Consider the following 25,949-nt stretch of genomic DNA (forward strand, 5'->3'; position numbering starts at 1 on the left):
CTTCCGGTAGGTCTACTGTGCGGTTCAGATTACGAGCCTCTGCGAGGGCGCCGGGGCCGGGCCCGGTTTCCGTGCCCTCATGCCCTCACGGAGGTGGTCTGGTGCATCCCCTGCCGCCCGGGCGGATCAGCGGCCCGGTCAAGACCTTGGTCGTGGCCCTGGTCGTACCGCTGCGGGGCCCGGCGGGCGTCTTCGGCCCGTCCTGCGAACTGGCCGCGCAGCTCGCCGTGGAGGAACTCAACGCCGTCGGCGGTGTGTTGGGCCGCGAGGTCCGGCTGATCGTGGTGGACGGCGGTGCGTCGGCGGAGCAAGTGGCCGCCGAGGTCGAGGTGTTGGTGTCGATGCGAGCCGTCGACGCGGTGGTCGGCTGGCACACCTCGGCGGTCCGCAAGGCGCTGGTGCCGCGCATCGCGGGCCGGGTGCCGTACATCTACACCGCACAGTACGAGGGCGGCGAGCGCACACCGGGCGTGTTCCTGACCGGCGAGACCGACGCGGCCCAACTCCTGCCCGCGATGCGACTGTTGGCGGAGGAGACCGGCGTGCGGCGCTGGTGCACGGTGGGCAACGACTATGTGTGGCCGAGGGTGACCGCCCGCGCCGCGCGCCGCTACGCCCGCGAGTGCGGCGGCCGGGTGCGGGGCGAGGCGTTCGTGCCGCTGGGGACGTACGAGTTCGGGCCGGTGCTGCGGCGCGTCGAGCGGTGCGAGGCGGACGCCGTCCTGATGCTGCTGGTCGGCGACGACGCGGCACGCTTCAACCGGGCGTTCGCCGCGCACGGTTTGCATCAGCGCTGTCTGCGGCTGAGCACGCACATGGACGAGAACATCCTGCTGGCCACCGGCGCGGAGGCGACCGAGGGGCTGTGGGCGGCGGCCGGCTACTTCGAGACCCTCGCCACCGCCGAAAGCCTTGATTTCAGCGGGCGTTACGCGGCCCGCTTCGGCGTGGAGGCTCCCGTCGTGGGCAGCCTCGGCGAGTCGTGTTTCGAAGGCGTACGACTGCTCGCGGCCCTGGCCGAGCGCGCGCGGTCGCTCGACGTGGGCGCCATGTGCGCGATGGACGGCACGGTCTCGTACGAGGGCCCGCGAGGCGTACTGCGTCTGCACGGCAATCACCTCCGCCAACGGCTGTACCTGGCGCGGGCGGACGCCTTCGACTTCGACATCGTCGCCCAACTCTGACCTTCCCACCTGCTCCGACCGAGAGTACCTTCCCTCAGGAATAGTTTCCACAGGAAGCATCGATTAAATCTACGCGCGTCGCCAAAAGAATTTTGAAAGCCCTTCCATTTAAAGCAGGTGAAACGGTCGGGAAACAATTCGGCGTGACTCTTCCGTCCAACTCCCCCGGGCCGTCCGGGAGGTGACCCACACCCGTGGAAGAGGGAAGTGTCGTGACGGAGATCGTCGACAAAGAGGCGCCGGCAACGGCTGCCGGACGGACCTACAACGACTGGGCGAAGAACGACACGCTGGAGGACTACTCGCTGCGCTACGCGCCGAAGTCCTTCCGCCGCTGGACGCCGTACGTGGTGGCCACCACCGCTCTCGGCGGTATCGCGTACCTCGCCGACTTCGCCATCGGCGGTTCCATCGCGATCTCGAACGGCTTCTCCAGCGCCATGGTGGCGATCCTGGCGGCAGCGGTGACGATCTTCCTCACCGGCATCCCGATCTCGTACTACTCCGCCAAGTACTCCATCGACATGGACCTGTTGACCCGGGGCGCGGGCTTCGGCTACCTCGGTTCGACCCTCACGTCGGTCATCTACGCCAGCTTCACCTTCATCTTCTTCGCCCTAGAGGGCTCGATCATGGCGCAGGCGTTGGACCTGGGCCTCCACATCCCGCTCGCCGTCGGCTACTTGATCTGCTCGCTGATCATCCTGCCGCTGGTGATCTACGGGATGACCGCGCTCTCCAAGATGCAGGTGTGGACGCAGCCGGTGTGGCTGGTGCTGATGGTCGCGCCGTTCGTGTCCATCGCGATCCAGGAGCCCGGCAAGTTCTCGCAGTTCACTCACTTCGCGGGCAACTCCCCCACCGGTTCCAGCATCAGCATGCTCGGCGTCGGCGCGGGCGCGGGTGTGGCCCTCTCGCTCATCGCGCAGATCGGTGAGCAGGTCGACTATCTGCGCTTCATGCCCGACAAGACCCCCGAGAACGCCAAGAAGTGGTGGGGCGCGGTGCTTTCGGCAGGTCCGGGCTGGGTCGTCCTCGGTGCGGCCAAGCAGATGGGCGGCGCGTTCCTCGCCTTCTACATCGCCGGCAGCGTGGGCCTGGCCAAGGCCAACGAGCCCATCCAGCAGTACGTCCACGGCTTCAAGACCTTCGCCGCTCCGGTCGCCCTCGGGCTGGCGACGTTCTTCGTGATCCTGTCCCAGGTGAAGATCAACTCGACGAACGCGTACTCCGGTTCGCTGTCCTGGTCGAACTTCTTCTCCCGCCTGACACACCGTCACCCGGGCCGCGTGGTCTACATCTTCCTCAACGTCGGCATCGCCCTGGCCCTCATGGAGGGCGGCGTCTTCGGCTTCCTCAACACGGTGCTCGGCTTCTACTCCAACGTGGCGATCGCCTGGATCGGCGCGGTGGTTGCCGACCTGGTCATCAACAAACCGCTCAAACTCAGCCCGTCCTACATCGAGTTCAAGCGCGCCCACCTGTACAACTTCAACCCGGTCGGCTTCGGCTCGATGCTCATCGCGTCGGCGGTCTCCATCGCCGCGTACTTCGACGCGTTCGGCGACTACGCCAAGGCCTACTCCCCCTTCATCGCCCTGTTCCTGGCGATGGTCCTCTCACCCCTGTTCGCGTACCTCACCAAGGGCAAGTACTACATCGCCCGCCTCGACGACCTGGCGGAGCCGCTGCTCGACGCGGACGGACTCCCCTCGGCCGTCATCCTCAACTGCACTGTCTGCACAACGGACTTCGAGCGCCCCGACGTGGCGAACTGCCCCTTCCACTCGGGCCCGATCTGCTCCCTGTGCTGCAGCCTGGAGAAGGACTGCCACGACTCCTGCAAGAGCGCTCCCGGCGCCACGGGCCCGGTAGACCTGGCGATGCCCGCCGTACGCTCGGCGGACTGAGCCCCGCGTTCCCACCGCTGCGGCCCGTGTCCCACGACACGGGCCGCAGCGTCACGCGTGGCCGACCCACGCGATCGGCAGAATCTCCCCCATGACCTCCCACTTCCTCGTCTCCCGCGCCCGACACCTCGCCGACGGCCTCCTCGCCCCGCACGCCGAACAGGTCGACCAGGAAGGCGTCCCGGCGAGCCACATCGAGGCGATCAAACGCTCCGGCCTGCTGGGCGTGAGCGCCCCCGTGGCCTACGGCGGCTCGGCGGCCCCCGGCGCGGTGGCGAGGGAGACGGCGGAGATCCTGGCCGGGGCGTGCTGCTCGACCTGGTTCGTACAGACACAGCACCACACGCCGGTCATGACCCTGGCGAAGAGCGAACTACCGGTACGGGACCGCCTGTTGGGACCGCTCGCGCGAGGTGAGCTGATGTCCGGGGTGGCGTACGCGCATCTGCGGGCGTATCCCCGGATCCCGGTGCGGGTGACACGGGAGCGGGGCGGCTGGCGGTTCGACGGGACGGTGCCCTGGTACACGGGCTGGGGCCTCAACGACGTCATGCTGCTCGCGGGGGTGACGGGCGAGGACGAGGCACTGTTCGCGTTCACGGAGGCACGGGAGCAGGAGGGACTGCGACCGTCCGACCCGATGCGCCTGGCGGCGCTCACGGCGTCCCGGACGGTGTCGCTGGAGTTGGCCGGCCTGTGGCTGCCCGAGGAGTCGGTGGCGCTGCGCGTGCCGTACGCGGAGTGGGCGAAGACCGACCGCCCGAAACCGACGAACGCGTCACCGGCGGTCTTCGGCGTCGCGGAGGCGGCCCTCGCGCTGCTGGACGAGGACACCTCCGGCCCGATCCGCACGCGGCTCGACAACGTACGCGAGCAGGCCTACGTCCTGGCCGAACACCCCGTACCGCATGACTACTTGGAGGAGCGGCTGTCGCTCCGGACGCAGGCGTACGAGGTCCTCATGACGGCGACCACGGCTGCGGTGGTGGCCGGCGGCGGCCGGTCGCTGTCCTTGACGAGCAAGGCCCAACGCCTCGCGCGGGAGGCTCTGTTCCTCCTGGTTCAGGGCCAGACGGCGGAGTCGAGACGGGTCCACCTGACGGCAATCGCCGACCGGCCGTAATTCGGTTGACCTGGTCACGGAGCAGCGCTGCACTGTGGCGGGGCACCACAGCAGGTGGTGTCCGTATCGGGGAAGCAGTGACAGCGATGGAGATCCGTCCCACGACCGACGAGGACCGTGACGTCTTCGTCGACACGGCCCATGCCGCGTTCGGGCTCTTCCCGGAAACCCCGGTCGAGGGCGGCGGGCTCTGGTGGTCGGCGCTCGAAATGGACCACTGCGTGCTCGCCCTGACCGCGGACGGGCGACCGGTCGGCACCGCGGCCACGCACCCCTTCGAGCTGACCCTGCCCGGTGAGACCCTCGTCCCGGCCCCCGGAGTGACCGCCGTCGGCGTCCTGCCCTCGCACCGGCGCCAGGGCGTGCTCAGCGCGATGATGCGGCATCAGCTCACCGAGCTGCGGACCCGCGGGGAGTTCCTCTCCGTGCTGCTGGCCTCCGAGGCCCCGATCTACGGCCGGTTCGGCTACGGACCGGCGACCTACACGGGGCGGCTGACAGTGCAGCGCCACAAGGCCGCTCTCGACCTCCCTCGGGCGCACAGCACGGCCGACGGCCGAGCGACCGGCTCGGTCGAGGTGCTGCGGCGTGCCGAGTGCGGCGAGATCCTGGAAGAGGTCTACGACCGCTACCGCCGCGCCCAGCCCGGCGCGCTGTCCCGGCCGCACCGCTGGTGGGCTCTGCGCGCGGGGCAGCCCCCGATCTCTCCGGCGCCCCGCTACATCGCCGTTCACCGGGACGCCGACGGTGTGCCGGACGGCTACGCCAGCTACTCGATCGGTGAGAAGCAGACCTTGACGGTCGACGAGACCATCACCACCGACGACGCCGTCTTCACGGCCCTGGCCCGGTTCGTACTCGGCCACGACCTGGTCTCTCAGGTCGTGTTCAAGCACGTCCCGCCCCAGCACCCGCTGCGCTGGCAACTCACGGACTTCCGCGCCGCCGAGATGGGCGGCGACACGGACTGGCTGTGGGTACGGCTGCTGGACGTCCCGCGTGCGCTGACCGCGCGCGGCTGGTTCACGGACGGCGAGCTCGTCCTCGCCGTCGACGACCCGTTCCTGGACTGGCACGGCCGCTACCTGCTGACCGTCCGGGACGGCAAGGCCGAGTGCGTCCCGACGGGCCGGGAGCCCGATCTGTCCCTGGACGTACGCGACTTGGGCTCGCTCTACCTCGGCGGTACCGCCCCGAGCACACTCGTCCGGGCCGGACACATCCGGGCCCACCGCCCGGACGCGGCCACTCGCGCCGACGCCCTCTTCCGCACCGACCGCTCCCCGCACTGCCTGCACTGGTTCTGACCACGCGCCGGCCCACACAGATCAACCGGCGAACGGCACCTGTGCCGCGGAAGCCCGCTGCTCGCCGACCGGGTGCTGCCACACGCCCTCCGCCGCGAGCCTCGGCAGCACCCCTTCCCCGAACCAGTACGCCTCCTCCAGGTGCGGATACCCGGACAGCACGAACTCCTCGATCCCCAGCGCCGCATACTCCTTGATCCGCTCGGCGACCTCCTCGTGGCTGCCGACCAACGCCGTCCCCGCCCCACCCCGTACGAGCCCGATCCCGGCCCACAGGTTGGGATGGATCTCCAGCCCGTCCCGGCTGCCGCCGTGCAGCGCGAGCATCCGCTGCTGCCCCTCGGACTCGCTCCGCGCCAGCCCGGCCTGTACGGACTTCACGGTCTCGGGGTCGAACCCTTCGAGCAGCCGGTTCGCCTCGGCCCACGCCTCCGCGGAGGTGTCACGGGTAATGACATGCAGCCGGATACCGAACCGGATCGTCCGCCCCTCCTTGGCCGCCAGCCCCCTGATCCAGGCGATCTTCTCGGCGACCTGGGCCGGCGGCTCACCCCAAGTGAGGTACACGTCCACGTACTTGGCGGCGATCTCCCCCGCGATCGGCGACGATCCCCCGAAGTAGACCTCGGGCACGGGGTCGGGCAGCCGCGCCAACTTCGCGTCCTCGACACGCAGATGCTCACCGGCCACATCGACGGTCTTGCCGTCCCACAACTCCCGCACGATCTCCAGGAATTCGCCGGTACGACGGTACCGGTCGTCCTTGTCGAGGAAGTCCCCGTAGGCCCGCTGCTCGTGGCTCTCGCCGCCGGTGACGACATTGAGGAGCAGGCGTCCGCCGGTCTGCCGCTGGAACGTGGACGCCATCTGCGCGGCGAGCGTCGGCGAGACGAAGCCGGGCCGGAAGGCGACCAGGAACTTCAGGCGTTCGGTGTTCTGGCTGACCATCGCGGTGGTGAGCCACGCGTCCTCGCACCAGGCGCCGGTCGGCGTGAGGGCGCCCACGAAGCCGAGGTCCTCCGCCGCGCGGGCGATCTGGCTCAGGTAGGCGACCGTCGGCGGCCGATCGCGTCCGGAGGCGGTGGCGGGGGTGCCGTGACCGCCGCCCACGACATGGCGGCTGTCCCCGTTGGTGGGGAGGAACCAGTGGAAGGTGAGGGACACGTGGGGGCTCCTGTCTGGACTGTCCTGTAGGTGAGTTAGAGGAGGCCGTGGCGGGGTGGCCTGGTGCCGTTGAGTACGTAGCGGCCGATGTGCTGGATCTTCCAGCGGGCCGGGTCGTGCAGGGTGTGTGTGCGGGCGTCACGCCAATGCCGGTGCAGGTTCAGCGAGTTGAGGGCCGAGCGGGTTCCCGACACCTCGAACAGCGCGCCCGCCACCTCCACGGCGGACTGCGCCGCGTGCACCTTGGCCGCCGCGACCGCGATGGAGGCCTCCGCCGCCGAGTCGTCGTTGAGGTCGGCGCGCGCCGCGTCCACAGCCTTGGCCGCCTGGATCAGCAGGGCCTCGGACGCCCTTACCTGGATGGCGAGTTCACCGAACCGCTGGATCAGCAGCGGGTCCTCGGCGGCGGTCTCGACCCCGCTCTCGAACCAGGGGCGGCTCTTCGTCCGGACGAACTCGGCGGCCTCGGCCAGCGCTCCCCCGGCGATCCCGGCGTCGATGGCCGCGTGCAGCAACTGGGCCACGGCGCCGTGGAGTTGAGGGCCTTCGAAGGTGAGGTGGTGTGGCAACACCCGGTCTGCGGGGACGGCGACCGCCTCCAGGCGGACCGTGCCGCTGGCCGTCGTACGCTGGCCCATTCCGTCCCAGTCGTCGACGACCGTGACGCCCTCGGCGTCGCTCGGGACGTACGCGACATGGAGGTTGTCGTCCTCGGTGCGGGCGAGGACGGGGATCCAGTCGGCGAAGAGGGCGCCGGTGGAGTAGTGCTTGACGCCGGTCAGTCGGTACGAGCCGTCGGGCTGCCGGGTCAGGCGGGTGCGGATGTCCTGGACGTGTTTGGTGCCGGCCTCCGACTGGGCGTTGCCGAAGCGGCGGCCGGCGAGGAGTTCGGCGAAGAAGAACTTCCGCTGGTCCGGGGTGCCCTGACGGCGGATCACATTGACGTAGGCGAAGTGGCTCTGCGGGATCTGGGCGAGGCTGCCGTCGGCCGAGCCGAGCAGGCGGAAGATCTCGGCGAGGGTCTGCGCGCTCACGTCGGCGCCGCCGTGTTCGGCGGGAACGGTGACGGCGAGCAGTCCGGAGCCGGACAGCCGGTCCAACTCGGCGCGCGGGAGCCTGCGTTCGGTGTCGCGCGCCGAGGCCCCGGCCCGGAACTCGTCGGCGAGTGCGGCGGCCAGAGCGAGGGCCTCGGCGTCGTCCGCGATCACATGGGCGGTCGCACGGTCGGTCATGGTCGTCAGCTCGCCGCGGCCAGCAGCGGGGTGCGGCCGAGGGCCGACGAGAACTGGTCCACCACCTGGGTGAGCGCCTCGGTGGTGGCCGGGGCGACGGTGAGCGAGCCGTCCTCGTGGGCGGTGATGTCCTTGTCGAGGGTGAACCAGCCCTGGACTATGTGGGCCGCGCCCATGGAGTTCAGCACCGGGCGGAGCGCGTAGTCGATGGCGAGCACATGTGCGGTGGACCCACCCGTGGCGAGCGGCAGCACGGTCTTGCCGGTGAGGGCGTACTGCGGGAGCAGGTCGAGCAGTGCCTTGAGGACGCCGGAGTAGGAGGCCTTGTAGACGGGGGTGCCTACGACCACTCCGTCGGCGCGGGCGAACAGTTCGGTGGCCTCGACGATGGCCGGGTGGCGGAAGTCCGCGCCGAGCAGGGCCTCGGCGGGGATGGTGCGCACGTCGAGCGGGATCACCTCATGGCCCTGGGCGATCAGCCGCTTGTCCAGGTGTCGTAGAAGCCGGTTGGTGCGGGAGGAGACGGAGGGGCTGCCGGAGACGGACAGGACGGTGGCCATGGGTCCTCTTTCGGGGAGGTGGGGCGTCCGCACATGTGCGGACGCCCCAGGGCTGGCGGGTCAGGAGTACCAGGTGGGTTCGGGCAGTTCGCCCTCGAGGACCCAGCGGCCGACCTCGCGCCGCTTGTAGGCGACGGGGTCGTGCAGGGTGTGGGTGCGGACGTTGCGCCAGAACCGGTCGAGGCCCTCGGAGGTGGCGGTGGAGCGGGCGCCGGTGACCTCGAAGATGCGGTTGCCGATCTCCAGGGCGACATCGGTCGCGCGTGCCTTGACGGCGGCCACCCGCACCTCGAAGTCGCCGCGCGTCTTCTCGGTGACGGCGTCGGGGTCGTCGTGCAGTTTCTGTCCCTCGGCGGCGACGGTGTCGGCGAGGGCCTCGACCGCCCAGAGCTTCGCGGTGAGGTCGCCGTAGGTGTCGATGACGTAGGGCTCGTCGACCGCGCGCTCGTAGCCGCCGTGCAGCCAGGAGCGGGTTTTGGTGCGGGTGTAGGTGGCGGCGGTCTCCAGGGCACCGGCCGCGATGCCCAAGTAGAAGTTCACGAAGACGAGTTGGATGGTGGGGACGTTGAGCGTGTTGTACGTGCGCGGCCGGAATTCCTTGTCGACGTAACCGGCCGCCGAGGACCACGGGGTGCGGACGCCGTCGAGGATGACGCCGCCGCTCTCGGTGAGACGTTGGCCGATGTTGTCCCAGTCGTCGAGGAAGGTCAGGCCCTCGCTGTCGGAGGGCACGATGGCGAAGACGTGCTGGTCGGTGCCTTCCAGGACGCCTTCGAGGACGGTGACGTCGGAGACCTTGCTGCCGGTGGAGAAGGACTTGCGGCCGGTGAAGACGAGGGTGTCGCCGTCCTCGGTGACGGTGACGTCCTTGTCGCGCGGGTTGACGGCGCCGCCGAAGAACCACTGGTTGCGGGCGGCTTCGGCCTCGACGTGTTCCCACTGTTCGCGGGTGCCGACGAGTCGGGCGGCCCAGTTCCAGAGGTAGTGGTAGCCGAGGAGTTGACCGATGGAGCCGTCGGCCTTGGCGATCTCGCGGACGACGCGGTAGGCGGTGGGCCAGTCCTGGCCTCCGCCGCCGTGCTCCGTGGGGCCGAGCAGGGTGACGAGCCCGGAGTCCTTGAGGAGTTGGACCTCGGCGTAGGGGGTGGCGCCGGCCCGGTCGCGGGCGGCGGCGTCGGTGTCGAGGAGGGCGGCGACCTCGGCGGCGCGGGCGATCCAGTCCTGGGCGCTCTGCGGGGCCGGGCGGGTCTGCCAGTCGGTGGGTGTGACGGTGCTCATGTCGGACGACCTCTTTCGCGGTGGGGGCGCTCAGGCGTGGACAGAGACGGACTCGGGCTCGGTGTCCGGGAGTTGGGCTTCCAGTTCACGCACGAGCGGCAGTACCCGCTTGCCGAAGTACTCCACCTCCTCGTGGTAGTGCAGGAAGCCGAGCAGGAGAAGGTCGACGCCCAACTTCTTGTAGGCGACGATCCGTTCGGCGATCTGCTCCGGGGTGCCGATGAGTCCCGTACGGAAGCCGTCGTTGTACTGCACGAGGTCCTCGAACGTGGAGTCCTGCCACATGCCCTTGCCATCGGCCGAGGACTGTCCGGCCTGCTTCACCGCGGCGCCGAAGCCTTCGACGGCCTCGTGGTCGGCCTTGGCGACGATCTCGCGGAGTGTGTCGCGGGCCTCGGCCTCGGTGTCGCGGGCGATGAGGAAGCCGTTGAGGCCGAACTTCGGTGCCCTGCGGCCGACTTGGGCGGCGGAGTGGCGTACGTCGGCGAGCTGTTCGGTGACGCCGTCGAAGTCCTTGCCGTTGGAGAAGTACCAGTCGGAGACGCGGCCGGCCATCGTGCGGGCGGCGGTGGAGTTGCCGCCCTGGAAGATCTCCGGGTGCGGGCGTTCGGGGGTGTTGAGGGGCTTGGGCTTGAGGGAGAAGTCGCGCAACCGGTAGAAGTCTCCGGCGAGTTCGGTGTGGTCCTCGGTCCAGATCTGGCGCAGGGCCTGGATGAACTCCTCGGAGCGGCGGTAGCGCTCGTCGTGCTCCAGCCAGGGCTCGCCGAGGGCGGTGAACTCGCCCTTGAACCAGCCGGACACGACGTTCACGGCGAAGCGGCCGTTCGACAAGTGGTCGGCGGTGGCGCCGAGTTTGGCGAGGACACCTGGGTGCCACAGGCCGGGGTGGACGGCGGCGATGACCTTCAGGCGCTGGGTGGCGAGGAGGAGGGCGAGGCTGAAGCTGGTCGACTCGTGCTGGAACTCGGCGCCGTAGCTGGCCATGTAGCGGACCTGGCTGAGCGCGTACTCGAAGCCGTTGTTCTCGGCGAGGACGGCGAGTTCGCGGTTGTACTCGTAGCCCCAGTCGGTGCGTTGCTCGATCTTGCTGGTGACGAGTCCCCCGCTGACGTTGGGGACCCAGTAGGCGAATTTCACGGGCTCTGCGGGCATGCGGAACTCCTGTTGCGGAATGCGTTTTCGGGCACGCCGAATTCCGGGCACGCGTGACGACATGCGAAAGGGCGGAATTCAGGCGGTGCGGGAGAGAAGGCGGCGGATCACAGGACGGAGGTGACGGGGATCAGGCCGCGGTGCAACAGGAGGCGCTGGAGACGCGCGCGAGGTCGACATGGCGTCGCCGCGTGAGGTCCAGTCGCATCATCATGCCGTCGATCGTGGCAGCCGCCTGTGGGGACCGTCAAGGAAAACCCGACCGGTCTCGCATCGCGGACCATTGAATTTCACGAAGGTGTGACAGGGAAACCCTTGAACAGCCGGGGAAATCGGCCGCATTCTGCGGGCATGCGGACCGAACAGCTGGAATACATAGCGGCCGTGACCCGGCTCGGCTCCCTGCGCCGGGCCGCCGACGAACTGCGCCTGTCACAGCCCGCGTTGAGCGAGACCGTACGCAACCTCGAACGCGAACTCGGCGTCGATCTCCTGGAGCGCAAACGGTCCGGCGCGACGATGAGCGCGGAGGGCCGGGAGCTGCTGCCGAAGATCGTCGATGTGCTGGACGCGGTGGACCGGCTGCGGGCGGCGGCGGGCGAGCAGCACCGGATCAGTCGCATGGTGCGGGTGGGCACGGTCAACGCGGCGACCGTGCCGCTGCTGCTTCCCGTTGTACGCGACTTCCGGGCCTCGCATCCGCTCACGCAGGTCGAGGTGGTCGGCGCGCAGCAGACGGACATCCACCGGGCGCTGTCGGAGGGCGGGTTCGATCTCGGGCTGGTCAATCACCTGGACGGTGACGACATGCCGGCCGAGTTCGAGTCCACCGAGCTGCTGTCCGGGCTGCCGGTGGTGTGCATGCGCCCCGACAGCCCGCTGGCGTCCCACCCGACGGTCAGTGTGGACGAGCTACTCACCGAGCCGCTGATCGGTATGCGTTCCGGCTATGTGATGCACCGCTATGTCCACCGGCTGCTCGGTGGGCGGGGTCCCGCCTTCGCGTACTCGACCGACGGCGCGGAGATGGGCAAGCTCATGGTCGCGGAGGGACTCGGAGCGACGGTCCTGCCCGACTTCAGCGTGGTCGGGGACCCGCTGGAGCGGCTCGGCGCGATCACCTACCGGCCGATCGCCGGCGACACGGCCCGCGTCCTGCTGATGCTGCGCCGCCGCCGCGCGGACTCCGTACCGCAGGCGGCGGGGGACCTGCACGAGGCGTTCGTACGACGGGCACGGGAGCTGAGCGGAACGCCCGGCTGAGGGCCTGAGCCGGTGGACATCGCCGGGGACGGTGGTCGTACGGTCAGTCCTCGTCGCCCATCGGAACCACGACGAGGAACGCGTCGGACTTCAGGTCCATGACGACGCTGGCGGGCTGGCCCTCGGCGCGGCGCCGGGCCGCGAACTCCTCGGCAGGCCATGATCCGCGCGGAGCCCCCGCCGAAAACCGCTTCAACACCTTCGCGCCCATGTCCGCAGACACCTCCAGCATCGTTCTTCGACTCCCCACGGGGACCGTCGTACCTGTTCACCTGCCCCCGATCGACGCCGACATGCCAACCAACTATGGCGGTGGGACGGCGCCGGGAGCGCGTACGCCCGTCGGGTGACAACCGCATCCGCCGGGCGCGCCGGACCGGAAGCACCTCACGACCCCCTTCCCCGTCTCCCGGAGTGCGCCCCATGAACGTCTCGGTCGCCCTGTTCACCGCCGACCTGCGCCTGCACGACCATCCCGCGCTGCGCGCCGCCGCCGAGGCCCGCCGAACGGTCCCGCTGTTCGTCCGCGACCGGGGTGTGACGGACGCCGGGTTCGCCGCGCCCAACCGGCTGGCGTTCCTCGCCGACTGTCTCCGCGACCTCGACGCCGGCCTGCGTGAACGGGGCGGCCACTTGGTCATCCGGTCCGGTGACGTCGTCGACGAGGTGTGCAAGGTGGCCGCCGAGACGGACGCCGACGAGGTCCACATGGCGGCCGACGTCAGCGACTACGCGCGGCGGCGCGAGCAACGGCTGCGGCGGGCGCTGGAGGCGGAGGGGCGGCGGTTGCACGTCCACGACACCGTGACCACGGCCGTCGCCCCGGGCGCGGTGACCCCGGCCTCCTCGGACCACTTCGCGGTCTTCACCCCGTACTTCCGCCACTGGTCAGGGCAGCACCTGCGCGCCCCGCTGACCGCACCGCGCACTGTGTGCGTCCCGGAAGGTGTCGGTTCCGAGGAACTCCCCTCCCGTACCAGCATCGTTGGGCTGTCGCCGGGCCTGGCGACCGGCGGGGAGACCGAGGGCCGCAAGCTGCTGAACCGGTGGCTGCGCAACGGCATCACCGAGTACGAGAACCTGCACGACACCCTGGCCGCCGACGCCACTTCCCGCCTCTCCCCCCATCTCCACTTCGGCACCCTCTCCCCCGTCGAACTGGTCCATCGGGCACGGCAGTTGGACGGACCGAGCGCCGATGCCTTCGTACGCCAGCTCGCGTGGCGGGACTTCCACCGCCAGGTCCTGGCGGCCAGGCCCTCGGCCGCGACCGCCGACTACCGTACGAAACACGACCGTTGGCGGTCCGCCCGCACGGCCCGCGAGGACATCGCGGCCTGGCAGGAGGGCCGTACCGGCTATCCGATGATCGACGCGGCGATGCGCCAACTGCGCCACGAGGGCTGGATACACAATCGGGGACGCCTGCTGACGGCCAGCTTCCTCACCAAGACGCTCTACGTCGACTGGCGCATCGGCGCCCGGCACTTCCTCGACCTGCTGGTCGACGGTGATGTGGCGAACAACCAGCTCAACTGGCAGTGGATGGCGGGCACCGGCACCGACTCGCGCCCCAACCGGGTCCTCAACCCCGTCACGCAGGCCAAGCGGTACGACCCGGACGGCGCGTACGTCCGCCGCTGGGTGCCCGAACTCGCCAGAGTGGAGGGCCCGTTGGTGCACGAGCCGTGGAAACTCAGGGGACTTGACCGTGGGGCGCTCGGCGACTATCCGGATCCGATCGTCGAACTCGCGGACGGGCTGGCGCGGTTCAGGCGAGGTCGGGCAGGCGACTGAGGCCCGCTGTCAGTGCCGTTCCGCGTACGTCCCGGACACGATGCCCACGGCGTCCGCCAGGGTCGTCGGCCGCAGCGCGCCCCGCACCGAGGTGCCGGACCAGCCGGGACCGGCCAGCACCACCGAGGGCTTTCGCCGGGCGCCTTTCACTCCCCAGTGGAGGTCGGCGAGGTGCCGGGCCAGCGCCGGGCTCGCCGTGGAGCGCGCCTGTGCCCACAGGACGACGGCCATCGGTCCCAGCCGACGCACCGCCGCAGTGAGTGCCTCCGCGGGTACGGCGGCGCCGAACATCCTTGTGGGCAGGCCGAGTTCACCCAGTGCGGCGTTGAGCGCCTCGATGGGGAGGGTGTGTTGTTCGCCGGGCACGCAGGCCAGGACGACGGGAGAGACGACGGGAGAGACGTCCACCTGCGGCCCGGAAAGCGAAGTGCGTCGGCGCAGGGCGGTGGAGACGTGCCAGGACAGCAGGTGCTCCACCTCGACGTAACGGTCCCCCGCCGACGCCCACTTGCGCCCCACCGCGTGCAGCGTCGGCACCATCACCTCCTGCCAGGCGACGACGGTGCCGTACTGGCCGACGGCATCGGCCAGTTGACGCTCGACGGCCGGCGCGTCGAGCCGGACGGCGGCGCGCGCCAGGCCGCGGCATTCCTGGCGCACGTCCCCGAGGGGCAGCGCGCCGGGGGCCCGTGACTTCCGGCTCCGTGCGGGCATGCTCTCCGCACGTCGGTCGGCAGCCGCCTTCGCCGCCTCGGCCGGCGGTACGCCCGACGAGGTCAGCCGGCACATCTCCTCCAGCAGTGCCACGTCCCGCGGGGTCCAGCGCCGGTGCCGTCCCTCGGCGCGGACCGCGGGCCCGATGCCGTAGCGACGCTCCCAGGACCGCAACGTGGTCGGCGCCACGCCCAGCCGACGGGCCAACGCACCGGTCGTCAGGGGCACTTCGGCCGCTGACGGATACGCGGCGTCTCCGTCTGCGGGCATTTCGCTCATCCGGCGACTATACGACGCAGAATCGACGCGAGTTGATGGCCTTGATCCCTTGCTCCCACGATGACCGGACAGTCGCCGTCCGACCCGCGAGGAGCCGTAGCCATGAGCGCGCAGACCGGCGCCGTCCACCCGAGTCCGGCGGCGGAGTCGCTCACCGACGAGGAGCTGGCCAGGGGGCTGGCGGCGGGCGACGAGGATTGCCTGGCCGCCGCGTATCACCGCTGGTCGCCACTGGTGCACAGCCTCGCGCGGCGCTCGCTGGGCGACACCAAGGAAGCCGAGGACGTGACGCAGGAGGCGTTCCTCGGGGTGTGGCGCGGGCGGCGGGGATTCCGTCCCGAGCGCGGCACGATCGGCGGCTGGATCGTCGGCATCACCAGGCGCACGATCGCCGACGCACTGTCCGCCCGCACCCGTCGCCTGCACCTCGTGGCCGCCGCGGGCTCCTCGCTCGCCCTCGCCGAACCGGCCGCCCGGAAGCCCGAGACGACCCTCGATCGCGTCCTCGTCCTGCACGAGCTGGCCAGGCTGCCCGCACCCCAACAGCGGGTCCTGCGGCTGACGTACTACGAGGACCTCACCCAGACCCAGATCGCACGGCGCACCGGCTGGCCGCTCGGCACGGTCAAGAGCCACGCACGACGTGGGCTCCACCAGTTGCGAAGCCGCCTCCAGGACGACGAACAGGCTGACCACTACACATAAAGGCGAAATAAGAGCACTATGGAGATAAGCGGCTTTTGCCGCATACCGCACCGGACGCGGTCAGGCCAGCAAGTCAAAGGAGACGAGCCATGGCCAATGTCTCGCACACCAGAGGTGACATGACGAGCCACCCTGATGTCTCCGAAATGCAGGCGCGCTACGCCCGCATGCTCGGTGGACGCGATGTGGCGCTCGTGGACGGACCGGTGTTCCTGCTCGGTCTGTACTGCGCCGTATCCCCGTGGATACTCCACTACACGACGAGCCAGCCCGCGCTCGTGCCGCACAACCTGATCGTCGGCATCGCGATCGGCCTGCTGGCCCTCGGGTTCACCAGGGCACCGGAGCGCATGTACGGCCTCAGCTGGGCGATGAGCGCCCTGGGTGTCTGGATGATCGTCTCGCCGTGGATCGTCGGCGACAGCCCCGACAAGGGCGTCATCCTGAACAACGTCATCATCGGCGGACTGGCCGTGCTGATGGGCCTGGTGTGTGCCGGTACGGCGGCGAAGAGCACCCCCAAGCCATAACAGCCCGCGAAGGGAAGGCACGCCGGCGCCGGTCCACGGACCGGTACCGGCGCGTTTGCGCGTGTCCTTTCAGTGCTTCGGCACCATCCACGGCGCCTGCGAGAGGGGGCTGCCGGTTTCGAGGACGGTCTTCAGGTTGGACAGCACGGCCGGCCAGCCGCCGGACACGTCGGACAGCTCGCCCTGGTCGGCGAGGTCCTCGTGGGTGACGGTGAGGCGCACGATGTCCTCGTGCCGCCGGATGTCGTAGGTGACGCGGGAGTACGTGTCCTCCTGGCCCTCGTTCTCCGGTGAGGTCCAGGTGGTCACCAGCCGGGTCGGGCGCTCGCTCTCCACCACCGTGCCGACGACGTCGGCGATGCCGGAACCGTCCGTGCGCACATGTTCCCAACGGGAGCCCGGCTGCCAGTCGGACACATTGCTGTGGCCCCAGTAGGCGGCGGTCAGGTCGGCGTCGGTGAGCGCGTCCCAGACCTTCTCGGGGGTGCTCGCGATGTAGGTGACGTAGACGAATGTCGGCTTGTCGGTCATGGCTTCCTCGGCTCGTCGCTTCAGGGCCCCGAGTGCGCGCAGTCGCGGGCGCTCGAACTTGTCGATCCAGCGCTCCTGCATCTCGTGCAGCGGCACCGGGTTGAGGTAGTGCAGCTTCTCCCGCCCGCGCCGCACCGTGCTGACCAGGTTGGCGGCCTCCAGAACGGCCAGATGCTGGGTCACCGACTGACGGGTCATGTCGATGCGCCCGCACAGTTCGCCGAGCGTCTGCCCGTTCTCCTCGTGCAGCCGGTCCAGCAGACGTCTGCGGGTCTCGTCGGCCAGCGCCTTGAAGACCGCGTCCATCCCTGAGTCGTGTTCGGATCGCACACTCAAAGTTATGCAGGCAGTCACCTGCATGTCAAGGTGGACCGCTTCGCCCGATTCACCCCGGTCTTTCCTTCCGGTCTACGGCGCCTCAGCGCAGGAACGCGCCCAGCTCGCGCCGGTGCGCGGCCACCCAGTCGTGCGCGGCCCGGATGTCCTCCACGACCCCACTCGCCCGCAGTCCGACCATGCCCCGTTCGCCACGCTCGGCACCCGCCTCGATGCCTCGCCGGCACCGGTCCTGCCACCACAGCACCGTGTCGAGAAGCCGGTCGGTGTCGTCGAGTTCATCGAGGCCGTACGCCTCGCGGATCAGCGCGATCCGGCGGGCGGCTTCGGGTACGTCGGTGATCCCCGGGCCGAGGTCCAGGTACTGCCAGCAGACGTGGGCGACGTCGTGGACGCGCTCACCGGGGGCCGCGAGGTCCCAGTCGACGAAGGCCAGCGGGCGCCATGCGGTGCCGTGGACGGCGTAGACGGTGTTCTTGGGGGCGAGGTCGTTGTGGCAGACGACGTCCTGGTCACCGGCCTGCGGTGTGCCGTGGGTCAGGTCGTGGAAGGCACGGACGAGCCGTGCGACGCGGATCAGGGTGTCGCCCGTGCGGGCGGCGGACCGTTCGTCGGGGGTGACTGCCGCCCGGCCCTCGACGTACCGGAACACCTCCCGCCCTCGCTCGTCCGTGCCGAGGAAGCGCGGCGCTCCTGGCCAACCGCTCCGCTCGAACAGGGCGAGCAGCGCTGTGACGTACCGCGACCGTTCCGAGGGCGTGCGGCGTACGGTCTCTCCCACCCGTACGACCTCGTTGATCGCCCCTCCACCGAGCGCCGCCTCTTCCACCTGGCCCGCCTCCCCGGAATCGTCCGACCGCACGAGTATCGCTCGCCGCTGATCGACTCCGATGACACCGCCAACAAACCAGGGATCTGCGGTGAGTTGGCGCACGAGCTGGCCAACAGCGCTGGTGAAGCACGCCTGTTGGATGGGCGGGCGCCCGTGGACACCGTGCGGGTGGTGCCCGACGGGCGCTCCGTCGTCGGCATCGCGAGTGACGTGCCGGCCTCGACCAGGTAAGTCAACTGCCGCTAGGCACCTGCCGGTTCCGTGTCCGGGGTCGTCTCCACGAGGTACTCCTCCGTGATCTCCTTCGGGCCGAACGGCCACACCTTCTCGAAGCGGGCCCAGATCACGAACGCCACGCAGCCCAGGGCCAGCCAGGCGAGGGACCACTCGATGGGGTGGCGGCCCGGGGAATTCCTGTCCGCGTAGCCGTAGATCACGCACCAGCCGACGAAGGCGACGATGCTCGGCACGGGGTAGAGCCACATGCGGTACGGGCGGCGCAGGGTCGGCTGGCGTTTGCGCAGGACCGTGAGGGCGATGATCTGGGCCAGTGCCTGGACGATGACCATCACCGTGGTGAGCAACTGGATCAGGGTCGCCAGGTCGGTGTGGCGGCCGATGAGGAAGCCGATCGCCGTGATCACGCCCATCGTGGCCAGGCCCAGCATCGGGAAGCGGTGCTTGGGGTGGAGCTTGGCGTAGGGGCGGAAGAAGACGCGTTCGCGGGCCGCGTCGTAGGGGACCCGGGAGCCGCCGAGGAGGCCGGTGAAGACCGAGGCGAAGGCCGTGATGAGGATCAGGACGGTGACCGTGTCGGCGGCACCCTTGCCCCAGGTCTTCTCCAGGACCGCCGAGGCCACCGAGGTGGAGGCGATGTCGTTGACGTTCGTCATCCGGTGCCAGTCGATGACGCCCAGCGTGCCGATCTGCAGCATCAGATAGATCGCCATGATGCCGACGATGGAGAAGAGGATCGAGCGCGGGAGGGTGCGGCCCGGGTCCTTGATCTCGGCGCCCATGTAGGCGGTGGTGTTGTAGCCGAGGTAGTCGTAGATGCCGATGGTCAGGCCGCCGGCGAAGCCGAGCCAGAAGTGGTCGCTGCCCAGGTCGAAGGCGTGCGCCGGGTAGGTGAAGGCGAGGTGCGCGCTGAAGTCGCTCGCGGCGGCCACGATGACCAGGAGCACCGAGGCGATCATCACCGCCCACATCACGGCGGTGATCCGCGCGATGTTCTCGATGCCGCGCCACAGCAGGAGGATCACCACGGCGATGACGCCGAGGCCGATCAGGTCGCCGGACGTCTTGCCCAAGTCCGGTGCCAGATAGCCGAGATACTGCACGAAGCCGACCACGCCGGTCGACATGATCAACGGGATGAAGAGCATCGCCGTCCACACGAACAGGAACGGCATCAACCGGCCCGTGCGGTACTGGAAGGCCTGGCGCAGATAGACGTAACTGCCGCCGGAGCCGGGCATCGCGGCGCCCATCTCGGCCCACACGAGCCCGTCGGCGAGCGCGAGGATCGCGCCCGCGACGAAGCCGATCACCGCCTGCGGTCCGCCGAACGCGGCGACCATCAGCGGGATCGTCACGAACGGCCCGATGCCGCACATCTGGCTCATGTTGATGGCGGTGGCCTGGAAGAGGCCGACGCGGCGGACGAACCCGCCGTCGGGGGGCGGACTACCGGACATGGAGGCTCCTGAGGGTGTGCGTGACCGGGGAGAAGGGGGTGCGGCGTGCGGGCCGGTATCCGGTGGCTGACTGGGCGATAAAGTTAAGTAGCCTTACTAGACTCGTCAAGAGGCTGTCCCGGATGCCGGAGAATGATGCGATGCCCGCCAGTGACGCCGTGGAGCGACCGGACCAGCCCTGGAGTCGTCAGCGGCTGCGCAGTACGAACGCGCGGCTGCTGCTCGACCGGCTGCGCACCGCCGGTGCCGCGTCCCGCGCCCAACTCGCCCGCGACACAGGCCTGTCGAAGCCGACGGTCTCCAGCGCGCTGGCCGCCCTGGAGGAAGCGGGACTGGTCCACGAGGTCGGCACGCAGGCCCCCGAGCGGGGCCGCACCGCCGTGCTCTACGCCCCCGATCCGTCCGCCGGTTACGCCCTCGGGATCGACATCGGCCGCAGCTGGCTGCGCGTCGCGGTCGCCAATCTGGACGGCGAGGTGGTGGCCCGCGCGGATGTCCGCAACCGCGCCCGCAGCTCGGGCGCCATGGCCGAGCTGGTGGTCGCCACCGCCCACCAGGTCGTCGCGAACTCCGAGGTCGAACCGGCCGCGGTCGTCCACGCCGTGGTGGGCACGCCAGGTGTCTACGACGAGCAGCGGCGCCGGGTGCGGTACGCGATGCATCTGCCGGGCTGGGGCCGGGCCGGGCTGTTCGACCGGATGCGGGAGGAGCTGGGCATCCCGCTGGAGGTGCACAACGACGCGAATCTCGCGGCGCTGGGCGAGTACACGTACGGCGTCGGCGCGGGCAGCCGGCTGTTCGCGTACATCATGATCGGCACCGGTCTCGGCATGGGTGTGGTCAGCGAGGGGCGGCTGTTCACGGGGGCGCACGGCGGTGCCGGGGAGATCGGGTTCCTGCCGTGGCCGGGGCAGCAGAAGCCGGAGACGCTGGAGGACGCGGTCTCCGGGGTGGCCGTGGTGGAGGCGGCCCGCAGGTTCGGCATGAGCGGGCAGCAGCTCACCGCGAAGGCCGTGTTCGACGCGGCCCGGCAGGGAAACGCCGCCGCGATCAAGGCAGTTGAGCTGGAGGGCGAGCGGATCGCGCACACGGTGGCGGCGGCCGCGGCTGTCCTCGATCCGGACCTCGTCGTGCTGGGCGGCGGTGTCGGGCACAGCGTGGATCTGCTGTTGCGTCCGGTGCGGGAGAACCTGCGCGCGCTGACTCCGCTGCGCCCGAAGATCGTGCCCAGCGCGCTGGGCGAGGACGCGGTGCTGCTGGGTGCCGTGGCCACCGCGCTCGGCACCGCGCGGGACCTGGTGTTCGAGCGTCACTCGGGGTCCTGAGCAACTCACCCACGGACACAGGTGTTTGACAGGCATCGCCGAGCGCCCTACCTTCTGGTGCGGTTAGTAAAGCTTCCTAACTTGACGAGGCTGGAGACCGCCGTGTTCCACCGCCCCGCCGTTCCCCCACTCCTCAGAGGCCGTCTCGCCACGGCCGCGGTCGCGCTCGGCCTGCTGGGTACCCTGACGACCAGCGCGTGGGCGGGGGCCCGGGAGTCGTCCCCGCCGCAGCGCGCGCAGCTCCCGGTGACCGCCGTACGCTCGACCGCCGGGACCGCCACCCCGCTGTCCGGCTACGCGATCCAATCCTCCGCCAAGGTCACCGACTCCGCCGCCGCCATCTCCTCCCCCGGCTATCCGGCGACCGGCTGGCACCCGGCAGGCGCGCGCTCGACCGTCCTCGCGGCCCTGATCGCCGACGGCGTCTACCCGGACCCCTTCTACTCGACCAACCAGCAGAAGATCCCGAAGGCCGACTTCCAGGTGCCGTGGTGGTACCGCAGCGACTTCACGGTCGCCGACCCCGGCAAGCGCACCTACCTCGACTTCAGCGGGGTGATCTCGGCGGCCGACGTCTACGTCAACGGCAAGCGGATCGCCAAGGCCACGGACGTCAACGGGGCTTACACACAGCACGAGTTGGACGTCACCTCGCTCGTCCGCTCCGGCATGAACACGGTCGCCTTCCGCATCCGGCCGAACGACCCGAACAAGAACCTCACCATGGGCTGGATCGACTGGCTCCAGCCGCCGCCCGACGAGAACATGGGCATCGTCCGTGACGTCCTCGTCCGGCGCGGCGGCCCGGTCGCGCTGCGCGACGCACATGTGGTGACGAAACTGGCCGTGGCGTCGCTGGCCACCGCCGACCTGACGGTGAAGGCGCAGGCCCGCAACGACTCGAACGCGCCCGTCACGGCGCAGGTCCGGGGCAGCATCGGCAGCACGACCTTCGAGAAGACCGTCTCCCTCACCGCACACGAGACGAAGACCATCACCTTCGGCCTCCACCTGAACTCCCCCAAGGTCTGGTGGCCCGCGGGCATGGGCGGCCAGCCGCTCTACGGCCTCGACCTCAGCGCCTCCGTGAACGGCGCCCCCTCCGACACCGCGCACCAGACCTTCGGCATCCGTGACGTGCAGGCCCCGTTGAACTCCGACGGCGCCCGCCAGTACCGCGTCAACGGCCGCAAGTTGCTGATCAAGGGCGGCGGTTGGTCACCCGACGAGTTCCTGCGCTGGGACAAGACCTACGTCGAGGACCGCCTGAAGTACGCCCTCGACCTGGGCCTGAACACCATCCGCCTGGAAGGGCACATCGAGCCGGACGAGTTCTTCGACCTGGCCGACCGCTACGGCATCCTGACCCTCCCCGGCTGGGAATGCTGCGACAAGTGGGAGGGCCAGGTCAACGGCGACGAGCGGGGCGACCCGTGGACCGCCGCCGACTACCCGGTCGCCAAGGCCTCGATGACCGCCGAGGCCGCCCGGCTGCGCGACCACCCGAGCGTGATCTCCTTCCTCATCGGCAGCGACTTCGCCCCTGACGCGAAGATCGAGAAGACGTACCTGGACGCCTTGAAGGCCGCCGACTGGAAAACCCCGGTGGTCGCCGCCGCCTCCGACAACTCCTCTCCGGTCAGCGGCAGTTCGGGCATGAAGATGACCGGCCCGTACGACTGGATCCCGCCGAACTACTGGTACGCCAAGCGCGAGGGCGGCGCCACCGGCTTCAACTCCGAGACCAGCGCGGGCCCCGACATCCCCACCCTCGACACCCTGCGCCGCATGATGACCCGGGCCGAACTGGCCACCCTCTGGAAGGACCCGAGCGCCAAGCAGTACCACCGCTCCCCGTCCGCCACCTTCAACACCCTCAAGCTCTACGACAACGCCCTCACCGGCCGCTACGGCCCACCGACGAGCCTCACCGACTACGTCCGCAAGGCACAGCTGGCCCAATACGAGAACGTGCGGGCCCAGTTCGAGGCGTACGAGCGCAACGCCACCGACGCCTCCAAGCCGGCGACCGGGGTCGTCTACTGGATGTTCAACAGCGGGTGGACCTCCCTGCACTGGCAGTTGATGGACCGTTACCTCGATCAGGGCGGTGCCTACTTCGGCGCGAAGAAGGCGAACGAGCCGCTGCACATCCAGTACTCGTACGACGACCGCTCGGTTGTAGTGGTGAACAACCGGAACGCGTCCGCACGCCAACTCACCGCACACGCAACCTTGTTCAACACCGACGGCACACCGAAGTACGACAAGAAGGTGACCGGGGTGAAGGTCTCCGGCGGCGGCGGCGCGCACAGCACGGCGCTCACCCTGCCCTCGCCCTCGTCGGTGAGCGGGCTGTCGACGACGTACCTGGTACGGCTGACCCTGACCGACGCGTCCGGCAAGGAGGTGAGCCGGAACGTGTACTGGCTCTCCAGCAAGCCCGACACGCTCGACTGGGCGCACACCGACTGGTATTACACGCCGACGACGAGCTACGCCGACCTCAAGGGGCTCAACTCGATGGCGCAGGCGCCGGTTTCGGCGACGGCGTCGACCAACGCCGACGCGCACGGCATGTCGACCACGACGGTCACGGTGCGCAACTCCGGGACGGGCAAGGGCTCGGGCAAGGGCTCGGGGAAGACGCCTTCGCTCCTCACCGACGTCCATCTCGTGGACTCGGCGGGCAAGCCGGTGCTGCCGGTGCAGTGGTCCGACAACGAAGTGAGCCTGTGGCCCGGGGAGTCGACGACACTGACGGCGACCTACCGGACGGCTGACCTGCACGGGTCGGCGCCACGGGTCCGGGTCTCCGGGTGGAACACACCGGAGCGGACGATCCCCGCACGGTGAACCCGTAAACCGCGTAAACCCCGTAAACCCGTGGAGCCCGGCCGCCGCCGGGCCCCACCGGTCGTCTTCAGCTGACGTTCAGCGCCGTGTCGTCGATGACGAAGGACGTCTGGAGGGTGGACCCTTCGACGCCGGTGAACTTGATGGTGGCGGTGGTGCCGGCCAGGGAGGAGACGTCGAAGGACTTCAGGACGTATCCGGAGGCCGCGTTCAGGTTGGAGTACGTGGCCAGGGTGGTGGATCCGGCCGTCACCGTCAGCTTGTCGTAGGCGGTGCTGGTGGTGGTCTCCGCGGTGTCGATGTGCAGATAGAAGCTGAGGGTGGCGGAGCAGCCGGACGGGATGCTCACCGACTGGGACAGGGTGTCGGTGGTGGCGGTTCCGTAGCCGTCCAGCCATGCCTTGTACGAACCGGTGCGGGCGGCCTCGCTGCTGGAGGTGGTGATGACGCCGCTGCTCGCGGTCCAAGTGGTGTTGCCGGACTCGAAGCCCGGGTTGCCGAGCAGTTGGGCGGCGGTGCAGGTGCCGTCGCCGCCTCCTCCGCCACCGCTGCTGCCGTCGCCGGCCAGCCACGCGGTGGCGTTCAGGGCGAGGGCGGCGTTGGTGGCGCCGGTGTCGTTCCAACCGTCGTAGAGCGTGTTGCCGGACTGGCCGGTGCCGTCGTCGATGGGTGAGCTGTCGCCCCAGAAGGCGACGCGACCGCTGCCGAAGGTGCTGGTCGCGAAGAACGCGCCGGTGTTGCCGGAGTAACCGCTGCGGTACACAAGGCCCTTGACGTTCGCGTTGTCGGCGGGCTTGAGCGTGGCCGTCGTGCCGTCGGCGATCAGGCTCTTGGTGACCGTGCCGAAGGCGCCGTTCAGGACCGTGTTGGTGCTGTCGCTGATCGCGGCGGGGTAGCCGGAGCTGATGTCGAGGGTGTCGATGGAGAAGCCGAACGGGTCGGTCGAGTCGACGCTGTTGTTCGTCATCAGGTCGTTGAAGATCTCGACCGCGTCGTAGCCGTCGCTGTTGCGGTCGGCGCCGGTGTGGTCGGAGATCATGAAGAGGCCGCCGCCGTTGTTGACGAACGTCATGATCGCGGTCTTCTCGGCCGTCGTGAACAGCGTGTTGGGCTCGGGCAGGACCAGCGTGTCGAAGTTCGACAGGTCGGTCGTCGACGAACCGCCGTACGTCAGCGCGCTGGTGGCGGTCTTCAGGCTGTAGTCGCCGGTCTTCTGCAGGGCGACGCCCCAGGACGAGAGCGCCCCGGTCCAGTCGGTCTCGGCGGACGGGGAGGAGTCCTGGGACAGCGGGTCGGGCTTGCTGGTGGAGATGATCCAGTCCGCGTTGCCCGCCTCCTCGGCGTGGCCGTCGTCGAACAGGACGCGGTGCGTGGTGGCCGCGTGCGCGGGCGTGGCCGTGGTGGTGACCTGGAGGGCGGCCCCCGTGACGAAAAGTCCCAGGCCGGCGAGGGCGGTGGTGAGTCTGCGGCGGGATCTTCTGGATCCAAGCATCCGACGAACCTCCATGAGGGGATGGGGAAGGGTGCGGTGCGGGCGCCTGATCTGCGCGCGTAGAACGGTAGTTGGGGAGTTCTACACGCGTTGAACGATTGAAAGGTACATGGCATGTAGGGGTGGTGAACAGAAAGTCCCGGCAATAACAGGCAACAGAACTCCGGCGGACTGCCTTGGCCTCCAGCGGGCACATGAAGAGAGCAGCACTATCGACAAAGAGGGGCGGAGATGGAGATCTCGGGCATCATCAGTGCCATCATCATCGGCATCATCATTGGCGTGCTGGGACGGCTCGTCGTCCCTGGGCGCCAGCACATCGGCGTGCTGCTGACGATCGTCGTCGGCATCGTGGCCGCGCTGATCGGCGCGGCGATCGCATCGGGCCTGGGGGTCGCCGACACCAAGGGCATCGACTGGATCGAGTGGCTCATCCAGATCGGCCTGGCGGCGGTCGGCATAGCCGCGCTGGACCGGTCGAGGGCACGCCGCTGAGCGGGCGGCGGGACGTGCGTCGCGGGTGAGACGCGGGACATGCGCCACGGGCGCGACCGGGCGGCGGCCGGCTTCTGCGGGCCTGCCGCCCGATCCCCCGTTTCCCGCGCCCGCACTCCTCCTCACGGCTCCTCACGACTCACGGCGAACCCTCGTCACCACGCATCGCTCCGCTCGTCGAGCCGTA

23 protein-coding genes are annotated in these 25,949 nt (G+C 69.6%); 11 read left to right on the top strand and 12 right to left on the bottom strand.

The genetic code is table 11. The annotated features are described in order from the left end of the window. Window positions 1-101 precede the first annotated feature (101 nt). From SPR02S_RS11740 to SPR02S_RS11755, 4 genes are all read left to right on the top strand, one after another. Entirely contained in the window at window positions 102-1,184 is a 1,083-nt protein-coding gene (locus SPR02S_RS11740; protein ID WP_019057155.1) for a substrate-binding domain-containing protein, read from the top strand. 212 nt (window positions 1,185-1,396) lie between these two features. Beyond that, window positions 1,397-3,094: a purine-cytosine permease family protein gene (locus SPR02S_RS11745; protein ID WP_019057156.1), complete on the top strand. Its 1,698-nt coding sequence runs from the start codon at window positions 1,397-1,399 to the stop codon at window positions 3,092-3,094. Between the two features lie 91 nt (window positions 3,095-3,185). Then, on the top strand, window positions 3,186-4,217 hold the full coding sequence (locus tag SPR02S_RS11750; protein WP_019057157.1) for an acyl-CoA dehydrogenase family protein: 1,032 nt from the start codon (window positions 3,186-3,188) through the stop codon (window positions 4,215-4,217). An 86-nt stretch (window positions 4,218-4,303) separates the two neighbouring features. Continuing rightward, the gene (locus tag SPR02S_RS11755; RefSeq protein ID WP_019057158.1) at window positions 4,304-5,524 is read left to right on the top strand and encodes a GNAT family N-acetyltransferase; all 1,221 of its coding nucleotides are present in this window, start codon (window positions 4,304-4,306) and stop codon (window positions 5,522-5,524) included. A gap of 21 nt (window positions 5,525-5,545) precedes the next feature. Here the strand turns inward: SPR02S_RS11755 and SPR02S_RS11760 are convergent, their stop codons facing one another. From SPR02S_RS11760 to SPR02S_RS66125, 6 genes are all read right to left on the bottom strand, one after another. Continuing rightward, window positions 5,546-6,688 (bottom strand): LLM class flavin-dependent oxidoreductase, encoded by a 1,143-nt coding sequence (locus SPR02S_RS11760; RefSeq protein ID WP_019057159.1) that lies wholly within the window; start codon window positions 6,686-6,688, stop codon window positions 5,546-5,548. A 35-nt stretch (window positions 6,689-6,723) separates the two neighbouring features. After that, window positions 6,724-7,920: an SfnB family sulfur acquisition oxidoreductase gene (locus SPR02S_RS11765; protein WP_019057160.1), complete on the bottom strand. Its 1,197-nt coding sequence runs from the start codon at window positions 7,918-7,920 to the stop codon at window positions 6,724-6,726. Between the two features lie 5 nt (window positions 7,921-7,925). Next, window positions 7,926-8,480: an NADPH-dependent FMN reductase gene (ssuE, locus tag SPR02S_RS11770; RefSeq protein WP_019057161.1), complete on the bottom strand. Its 555-nt coding sequence runs from the start codon at window positions 8,478-8,480 to the stop codon at window positions 7,926-7,928. 60 nt (window positions 8,481-8,540) lie between these two features. After that, on the bottom strand, window positions 8,541-9,758 hold the full coding sequence (locus SPR02S_RS11775) for an acyl-CoA dehydrogenase family protein (RefSeq protein WP_019057162.1): 1,218 nt from the start codon (window positions 9,756-9,758) through the stop codon (window positions 8,541-8,543). 30 nt (window positions 9,759-9,788) lie between these two features. After that, a complete protein-coding gene (gene sfnG / locus SPR02S_RS11780) occupies window positions 9,789-10,910 on the bottom strand; it encodes a dimethylsulfone monooxygenase SfnG (protein ID WP_019057163.1) in 1,122 nt (373 codons plus the stop codon). A gap of 130 nt (window positions 10,911-11,040) precedes the next feature. Then, entirely contained in the window at window positions 11,041-11,124 is an 84-nt protein-coding gene (locus tag SPR02S_RS66125) for a putative leader peptide (protein ID WP_351305882.1), read from the bottom strand. A 137-nt stretch (window positions 11,125-11,261) separates the two neighbouring features. Here SPR02S_RS66125 and SPR02S_RS11785 point away from each other — a divergent pair, with 137 nt between their 5' ends. Next, window positions 11,262-12,173, top strand: coding sequence for a LysR family transcriptional regulator (locus tag SPR02S_RS11785; RefSeq protein ID WP_019057164.1), 912 nt, complete (start codon window positions 11,262-11,264; stop codon window positions 12,171-12,173). A gap of 43 nt (window positions 12,174-12,216) precedes the next feature. Here the strand turns inward: SPR02S_RS11785 and SPR02S_RS11790 are convergent, their stop codons facing one another. Next, window positions 12,217-12,405 carry a DUF8839 family protein gene (locus SPR02S_RS11790; protein WP_019057165.1) on the bottom strand — a complete coding sequence of 63 codons (189 nt, stop codon included), beginning with the start codon at window positions 12,403-12,405 and terminating at the stop codon, window positions 12,217-12,219. Between the two features lie 191 nt (window positions 12,406-12,596). On the opposite strand from SPR02S_RS11790, the gene SPR02S_RS11795 reads away from it, so the two are divergent. Then, window positions 12,597-13,970, top strand: coding sequence for a cryptochrome/photolyase family protein (locus tag SPR02S_RS11795; RefSeq protein ID WP_019057166.1), 1,374 nt, complete (start codon window positions 12,597-12,599; stop codon window positions 13,968-13,970). Window positions 13,971-13,979: 9 nt separating this feature from the next. Here the strand turns inward: SPR02S_RS11795 and SPR02S_RS11800 are convergent, their stop codons facing one another. Beyond that, entirely contained in the window at window positions 13,980-14,963 is a 984-nt protein-coding gene (locus SPR02S_RS11800; RefSeq protein ID WP_043258197.1) for a MerR family transcriptional regulator, read from the bottom strand. Window positions 14,964-15,065: 102 nt separating this feature from the next. Between SPR02S_RS11800 and SPR02S_RS11805 the strand changes: the two genes are divergently transcribed. Then, window positions 15,066-15,668 carry a sigma-70 family RNA polymerase sigma factor gene (locus SPR02S_RS11805; protein ID WP_019057168.1) on the top strand — a complete coding sequence of 201 codons (603 nt, stop codon included), beginning with the start codon at window positions 15,066-15,068 and terminating at the stop codon, window positions 15,666-15,668. Between the two features lie 89 nt (window positions 15,669-15,757). Further along, on the top strand, window positions 15,758-16,198 hold the full coding sequence (locus SPR02S_RS11810; protein WP_019057169.1) for an SPW repeat protein: 441 nt from the start codon (window positions 15,758-15,760) through the stop codon (window positions 16,196-16,198). A gap of 69 nt (window positions 16,199-16,267) precedes the next feature. Here SPR02S_RS11810 and SPR02S_RS11815 read toward each other — a convergent pair whose 3' ends face one another. The 3 genes from SPR02S_RS11815 to SPR02S_RS11830 all read right to left on the bottom strand — a co-directional run bounded on the left by SPR02S_RS11815 (window position 16,268) and on the right by SPR02S_RS11830 (window position 19,594). Beyond that, the gene (locus SPR02S_RS11815; RefSeq protein ID WP_019057170.1) at window positions 16,268-17,035 is read right to left on the bottom strand and encodes an ArsR/SmtB family transcription factor; all 768 of its coding nucleotides are present in this window, start codon (window positions 17,033-17,035) and stop codon (window positions 16,268-16,270) included. A gap of 112 nt (window positions 17,036-17,147) precedes the next feature. Next, a complete protein-coding gene (locus SPR02S_RS11820; protein WP_019057171.1) occupies window positions 17,148-17,927 on the bottom strand; it encodes a phosphotransferase in 780 nt (259 codons plus the stop codon). Between the two features lie 212 nt (window positions 17,928-18,139). Next, entirely contained in the window at window positions 18,140-19,594 is a 1,455-nt protein-coding gene (locus SPR02S_RS11830) for an APC family permease (RefSeq protein WP_019057173.1), read from the bottom strand. Between the two features lie 140 nt (window positions 19,595-19,734). On the opposite strand from SPR02S_RS11830, the gene SPR02S_RS11835 reads away from it, so the two are divergent. Both SPR02S_RS11835 and SPR02S_RS11840 read left to right on the top strand, forming a co-directional pair. After that, entirely contained in the window at window positions 19,735-20,919 is a 1,185-nt protein-coding gene (locus SPR02S_RS11835; protein WP_019057174.1) for an ROK family transcriptional regulator, read from the top strand. A gap of 102 nt (window positions 20,920-21,021) precedes the next feature. After that, complete coding sequence (locus SPR02S_RS11840) at window positions 21,022-23,775, top strand: glycoside hydrolase family 2 protein (RefSeq protein WP_019057175.1); 2,754 nt, start codon at window positions 21,022-21,024, stop codon at window positions 23,773-23,775. A gap of 67 nt (window positions 23,776-23,842) precedes the next feature. Here the strand turns inward: SPR02S_RS11840 and SPR02S_RS11845 are convergent, their stop codons facing one another. Further along, window positions 23,843-25,267, bottom strand: coding sequence for a hypothetical protein (locus SPR02S_RS11845; protein WP_019057176.1), 1,425 nt, complete (start codon window positions 25,265-25,267; stop codon window positions 23,843-23,845). A 231-nt stretch (window positions 25,268-25,498) separates the two neighbouring features. On the opposite strand from SPR02S_RS11845, the gene SPR02S_RS11850 reads away from it, so the two are divergent. After that, a complete protein-coding gene (locus SPR02S_RS11850) occupies window positions 25,499-25,762 on the top strand; it encodes a GlsB/YeaQ/YmgE family stress response membrane protein (RefSeq protein ID WP_019057177.1) in 264 nt (87 codons plus the stop codon). Window positions 25,763-25,949 lie beyond the last annotated feature (187 nt).

The sequence above is a fragment of the Streptomyces prunicolor NBRC 13075 genome (genome assembly GCF_000367365.1).
GTDB classification, from domain to species: domain Bacteria; phylum Actinomycetota; class Actinomycetes; order Streptomycetales; family Streptomycetaceae; genus Streptomyces; species Streptomyces prunicolor.

Excerpts from the sequence above, each read along its gene's own strand:
- SPR02S_RS11750 (WP_019057157.1), top strand. The coding sequence starts at position 3,186 with ATGACCTCCCACTTCCTCGTCTCCCGCGCCCGACACCTCGCCGACGGC.
- SPR02S_RS11755 (WP_019057158.1), top strand. The coding sequence starts at position 4,304 with ATGGAGATCCGTCCCACGACCGACGAGGACCGTGACGTCTTCGTCGAC.
- SPR02S_RS11765 (WP_019057160.1), bottom strand. The coding sequence starts at position 7,920 with ATGACCGACCGTGCGACCGCCCATGTGATCGCGGACGACGCCGAGGCC.
- ssuE (WP_019057161.1), bottom strand. The coding sequence starts at position 8,480 with ATGGCCACCGTCCTGTCCGTCTCCGGCAGCCCCTCCGTCTCCTCCCGC.
- SPR02S_RS11775 (WP_019057162.1), bottom strand. The coding sequence starts at position 9,758 with ATGAGCACCGTCACACCCACCGACTGGCAGACCCGCCCGGCCCCGCAG.
- sfnG (WP_019057163.1), bottom strand. The coding sequence starts at position 10,910 with ATGCCCGCAGAGCCCGTGAAATTCGCCTACTGGGTCCCCAACGTCAGC.
- SPR02S_RS66125 (WP_351305882.1), bottom strand. The coding sequence starts at position 11,124 with ATGATGATGCGACTGGACCTCACGCGGCGACGCCATGTCGACCTCGCG.
- SPR02S_RS11785 (WP_019057164.1), top strand. The coding sequence starts at position 11,262 with ATGCGGACCGAACAGCTGGAATACATAGCGGCCGTGACCCGGCTCGGC.
- SPR02S_RS11790 (WP_019057165.1), bottom strand. The coding sequence starts at position 12,405 with ATGCTGGAGGTGTCTGCGGACATGGGCGCGAAGGTGTTGAAGCGGTTT.
- SPR02S_RS11795 (WP_019057166.1), top strand. The coding sequence starts at position 12,597 with ATGAACGTCTCGGTCGCCCTGTTCACCGCCGACCTGCGCCTGCACGAC.
- SPR02S_RS11800 (WP_043258197.1), bottom strand. The coding sequence starts at position 14,963 with ATGAGCGAAATGCCCGCAGACGGAGACGCCGCGTATCCGTCAGCGGCC.
- SPR02S_RS11805 (WP_019057168.1), top strand. The coding sequence starts at position 15,066 with ATGAGCGCGCAGACCGGCGCCGTCCACCCGAGTCCGGCGGCGGAGTCG.
- SPR02S_RS11810 (WP_019057169.1), top strand. The coding sequence starts at position 15,758 with ATGGCCAATGTCTCGCACACCAGAGGTGACATGACGAGCCACCCTGAT.
- SPR02S_RS11815 (WP_019057170.1), bottom strand. The coding sequence starts at position 17,035 with ATGGACGCGGTCTTCAAGGCGCTGGCCGACGAGACCCGCAGACGTCTG.
- SPR02S_RS11830 (WP_019057173.1), bottom strand. The coding sequence starts at position 19,594 with ATGTCCGGTAGTCCGCCCCCCGACGGCGGGTTCGTCCGCCGCGTCGGC.
- SPR02S_RS11835 (WP_019057174.1), top strand. The coding sequence starts at position 19,735 with ATGCCCGCCAGTGACGCCGTGGAGCGACCGGACCAGCCCTGGAGTCGT.
- SPR02S_RS11845 (WP_019057176.1), bottom strand. The coding sequence starts at position 25,267 with ATGCTTGGATCCAGAAGATCCCGCCGCAGACTCACCACCGCCCTCGCC.
- SPR02S_RS11850 (WP_019057177.1), top strand. The coding sequence starts at position 25,499 with ATGGAGATCTCGGGCATCATCAGTGCCATCATCATCGGCATCATCATT.